This window comes from Hominiventricola sp., assembly GCF_057604405.1.
Window position 1 is genome coordinate 1 of the sequence record NZ_DBLYVB010000049.1, and the last position, 4,626, is coordinate 4,626.

At 42.4% G+C, this 4,626-nt stretch carries 2 protein-coding genes; both read left to right on the forward strand.

Going from position 1 to position 4,626, the window contains the following annotated elements; translation table 11 throughout:
• A partial coding sequence (locus ACZMB2_RS13625) for a DNA topoisomerase (protein ID WP_487597140.1) occupies positions 1–1,896 on the forward strand: 1,896 nt, incomplete at its 5' end.
• A gap of 68 nt (positions 1,897–1,964) precedes the next feature.
• Positions 1,965–4,626: thioester domain-containing protein (locus ACZMB2_RS13630; protein ID WP_487597141.1), on the forward strand; the 2,662-nt coding region annotated here is incomplete at its 3' end.

Genomic DNA, 4,626 nt, shown 5'->3' on the forward strand with positions numbered 1-4,626 from the left:
AGATATGAAGATCTGCCGATTGTGCCGGAATGCTGGAGACACAAGATTTTGGAGGGCACAAAGAAGCAGTTCGGAATCTTGAAAAAACTGATGCGAGATTCCGAAGTAGATGAAGTAATCTGTGCTACAGATGCCGGGCGGGAAGGAGAACTAATCTTCCGTCTGGTGTATGAGCAGGCAGGATGCAAAAAGCCGATGAAGCGGCTATGGATCTCTTCCATGGAGGAACAGGCAATTAAAGATGGATTTGCGTCATTAAAAGACGGTTCGTGTTATGACAGTCTCTATCAGTCAGCACTTTGCAGGGCAAAGGCAGACTGGCTGGTGGGAATCAATGCGAGCCGTCTTTTTTCCGTTCTGTATAACCAGAATCTGAAAGTTGGAAGAGTGCAGACACCGACACTTGCCATGATTGTGGATCGAAATCAGAAGATTAAGGAATTTACCAAAGAGAAATATTATATGGCTCATATCAAGTTTGATGATATGGATGCGGTCACAGAGCATTTTCAGAAAAAAGAGGATGCAGATAAAGTGGCTGCGGACTGTCGGGAGCGGATGTGCGAAGTGGAAAAGGATGATGTGAAAGAGAAAACGGTCCGCCCTCCGAAGCTCTATGATTTGACAACCCTTCAGAGGGAAGCTAACAGAATGTTTGGCTATACCGCACAGCAGACACTGGATGCCGTGCAGGAGATGTATGAGCAGAAGCTGGTTACTTATCCGAGAACAGACAGCCAGTATCTGACAGATGAGATGGGAGAAAGCACTGAAACACTGATTCAGATGGTACTTGGGAAAATGCCTTATGCTGAAGGTCTGGAATATCAACCGGACGTGAGTAAGGTATTAAATTCAAAGAAAGTATCCGATCACCATGCGATTATCCCAACCATGGAAGTAGCAAAGGCAGATATAGGTAAACTGAAAGAGCGAAACCGTAAGATTTTGTATCTGATCAGTGCCAGGGTTCTGACAGCAACTGCAGATCCTTATATTTATGAGAGCCATAAATGCCAGATTACCTGTAATTATCATACGTTTTATCTCATAGCAAAGAAAACAAAGCAGGAAGGATTCAAGGCGATCGAAAATAGATTGAAACAGTTCTTTGACGTAAAGATTGAGAAAGAAGAGCCGGAGTTGGATATCTGGGCAGGCAAGCATTACGGTCCCTGTGATTCTTTTGTATCGGAGCATTTTACGCAGCCACCGAAACAGTACACAGAAGATACCCTGCTTTCTGCGATGGAACGTGCAGGGAATGAAGAGCTGACCGAAGATACGGAAAAGAAAGGACTTGGCACACCGGCAACAAGGGCAGCAATTATTGAAAAACTGATTCAGTCTGGTTTTGTGAAAAGAGAAAAGAAAAATCTGGTGCCGACAGATGATGGCAATGTACTGATTACGGTTCTGCCAGACGAGATTAAATCTCCGAAGATGACCGCAGAGTGGGAAATGGCATTGAATCACATTGCACAGAATACAGAGACAGCAGATGAATTCCTAAATGGGATTACAGATCTCATGCAGGAACTGATTGCCAGATATCAGGGGATTTCAGAAGAAAAGAAAGACCAGTTTCAGGGAAAGGCAAAAGGAGAAGTCATTGGCAAATGTCCCCGCTGTGGAGCAGATGTACGGGAAGGAAAAGTAAACTTTTATTGTTCTGACCGGAACTGTACTTTTACCTTATGGAAGAATGATAAATTCCTTGCAAGCCAGGGGAAAAAGATGGATAAGACGACAGCAAAGAAATTTCTGTCTAAAGGAAAAATCCATTATAAGGATCTGGTATCAAGAAAAACAGGGAGACAGTATGAAGCAACTGTGGAGATGGTTGATCCCGGAGAGGGAAATGTACAGTTCAATCTGATTTTCCCACAACGATAAGTAGTGTATTGCAGGCAGTCTAAGGACTGTCTGTTTTAATACAAATATATGAAAGAGAGGACCTTAGCATGAAGAAAAAAGGTAATTTTAGAAAAGTAGTATCTGGCTTGCTGGCAGGCATGACAATGCTTAGTACAGTGTTATCTCCGATGACTGCATATGCAGCGGAGATCCAGCCAGAGGAAAAACCTCCACTTTATGAGGAAGTGAAAGACCTTCTGGATGAAGATGAGGTGGTGACTGCCAAAGATTATGAAATTGAAACAGGCAGTGTATTTGATGTGAAATCAGATTATACCGGACTGGAAATCAAGGATGATAACAAGGTTAAAGTCACATTTGAGGAAGCAAAGAATGATAAGAATGAGGATTTTACGACAGATCATGCGGACACTTACAAAGCGGTCTATTATGTGGAACCGGTAAATCAGGAGCATCCGAAGTACCAGATCAGCCGAAAACTGATTGTGCGTGAGAAAGAAACAGAAGCGCAGAAAGAGGCGTCTGGGAGTGAAGCAATGACCGAATCCGAAACAGCTGGCAGTGAACAGCAGACAGAGGAAGCGGAGGATTCCGAAGCAGACTCGGAGATTACCGATATTGATGCTGATGAATTTGATGATTTAGTAGAGCAGGCACAGAATCAGGATACCTATGATGAAGAATCAGGGTTAGAGCTTCACGATGTTTTGGAACAGGCAGAAGACGAAGGTGTGGATCTTGATTCTATGGAAGAGGGAGAGATTGTAACATTTGAAGCAGTTTCGGCTTATTCAGCAAGAAGTACACAGCAGGTAACAATCGAAAAAGGACCACTGTATAGATATGCAGATTATAATCTTGGAACCTATCTGACAGAGCCGTACTATATCAGCTACGGAAGCGTCAGAGCAACTGCGTATTGTGTACAGCCAGCTAAGCCAGGACCTGGATCTGGAAATTATACAATCACAAAGATTGGAGACAATCAGGCGTTAGCAAAAGTGTGTTATTACGGTACAGATGCCGCAGGAAGCGAAAGCTTTTTTGCGAATAAACACACGGATTTTTCAGAAGGAAAAAGATTCATCATTATTCACATGGCTGCATCGTATGCCAACGGAAGCAGTGATGCTTTTTACGGAACCAATGCTACAGGAGAGGCTTTGGCAAAAGAACTCTATAATTATTGTGTGAATAAGCCGGAAATACCAGATGTAGCGATGTCATTTTCAAAGCCGAGTGTAAAGGCTTATGTAGATGGAAATGTTCAGAGAACGGAGAACATTAAGTTCAACGCATCTTCCCAGCAGAAAATTACCATGGACTTACCAAAAGGAGTAAAGCTCCATAATGTATCTACTGGAAATGTAAGTGCGGCAGGTGCAAGCGTAACAATTGGAGGAGGAACCACGTTTTATCTTTCAGCGCCTCTGACACAGACAAAAGATGTAAGTGCTACTTTTTCTGCAAAAATGAAGGGTAGTATTACAAAAGATTATTCAGCATATAAACTGACTACGAATGCAAGTGTTCAGGATCTGGCATTTGTGTTTGGAGAAGGTGTTGCTGATGAAAAATATGTAAGCTTAAAGGTGTCCTGGATTGAGCAGGCTACGATCGAAATCGTAAAGAAAGACGATACAGCGGATGTCAATCTTTCTGGTGCAGTATTTGGTGTTTACAGCGATGAGGCTTGTACAAAGCTGATCACTCAGATGCCGGCAACCGATAAGAATGGAAAATCCTCTGTTACGATCATCAAGACACAGGATACCGTTTATCTGAAAGAGATCACAGCGCCACAGGGATATGTAGTAAATGCAACGGCAACAAATGTAAAACTGGTAGCAAGTAAGACTTCATCGGTAACCGTGGAAAATAAGGAACAGCTGGCAGAGCTTACTATTTATAAAGAAGGACAGGTTCTTACCAGAGCAGATGTCAGTGAAAATGGAACGGTATTTCAGTATGAAAACCGCAGACAGAAAAATGCAGTATATAACGTGTATGCCGGAGCGGATATCGTAACTGCTTATGGCACAAAAGTGTACAGCAAAGGTGATCTGGTAAAAGAGAACCTGACAACAGGTGAGAATGGTTCTGTCACACTGAAAAACCTGCATCTTGGAGCTTATGTGGTAAAAGAAGCAAAAGCACCGGACAATTTCTATAACGGCAGCGAAGAAAAGCCAGTGACTCTGACTTATGCCGGACAGAATAAAGAAGTTGTATTTGCAGATGTGACTTTTAACAACGAGAGACAGAAAGCAGATGTTTCCGTAGTAAAACAGGATAAAGACACCAAGAAACCCCTGAATGGCGGTATTTTTGCTCTGTATGCATCCGATGATATTAGAAATGCAGATGGAACCGTTGTTGTGAAAAAAGGAACACTGATTGAGAAAGTAACTACTGGAGCAGATGGGAATGCAAAATTCACAGCGGATCTTCCGATTGGATATTCCTATTTTGTAAAAGAAGATCAGGCACCGGAAGGCTATGTAAGAAATACAGAAGATGTGTATACGTTCAAGTTTTCTTACACCAATGATAAAGAAGCAACCGTATCATTTGCTCATATCTTCAGCAATGACCGTGTGACAGCAAAAATCAATTTATTCAAAGTTGATAAAGAAACAGGAAAAGCAGTACCACAGGGAGATGCCACACTGAAAGGTGCAGTTTATGGTCTGTATGCCCGTGAAGATATCGTGCATCCGGACGGAGCAACTGGAACTATTTATAAAG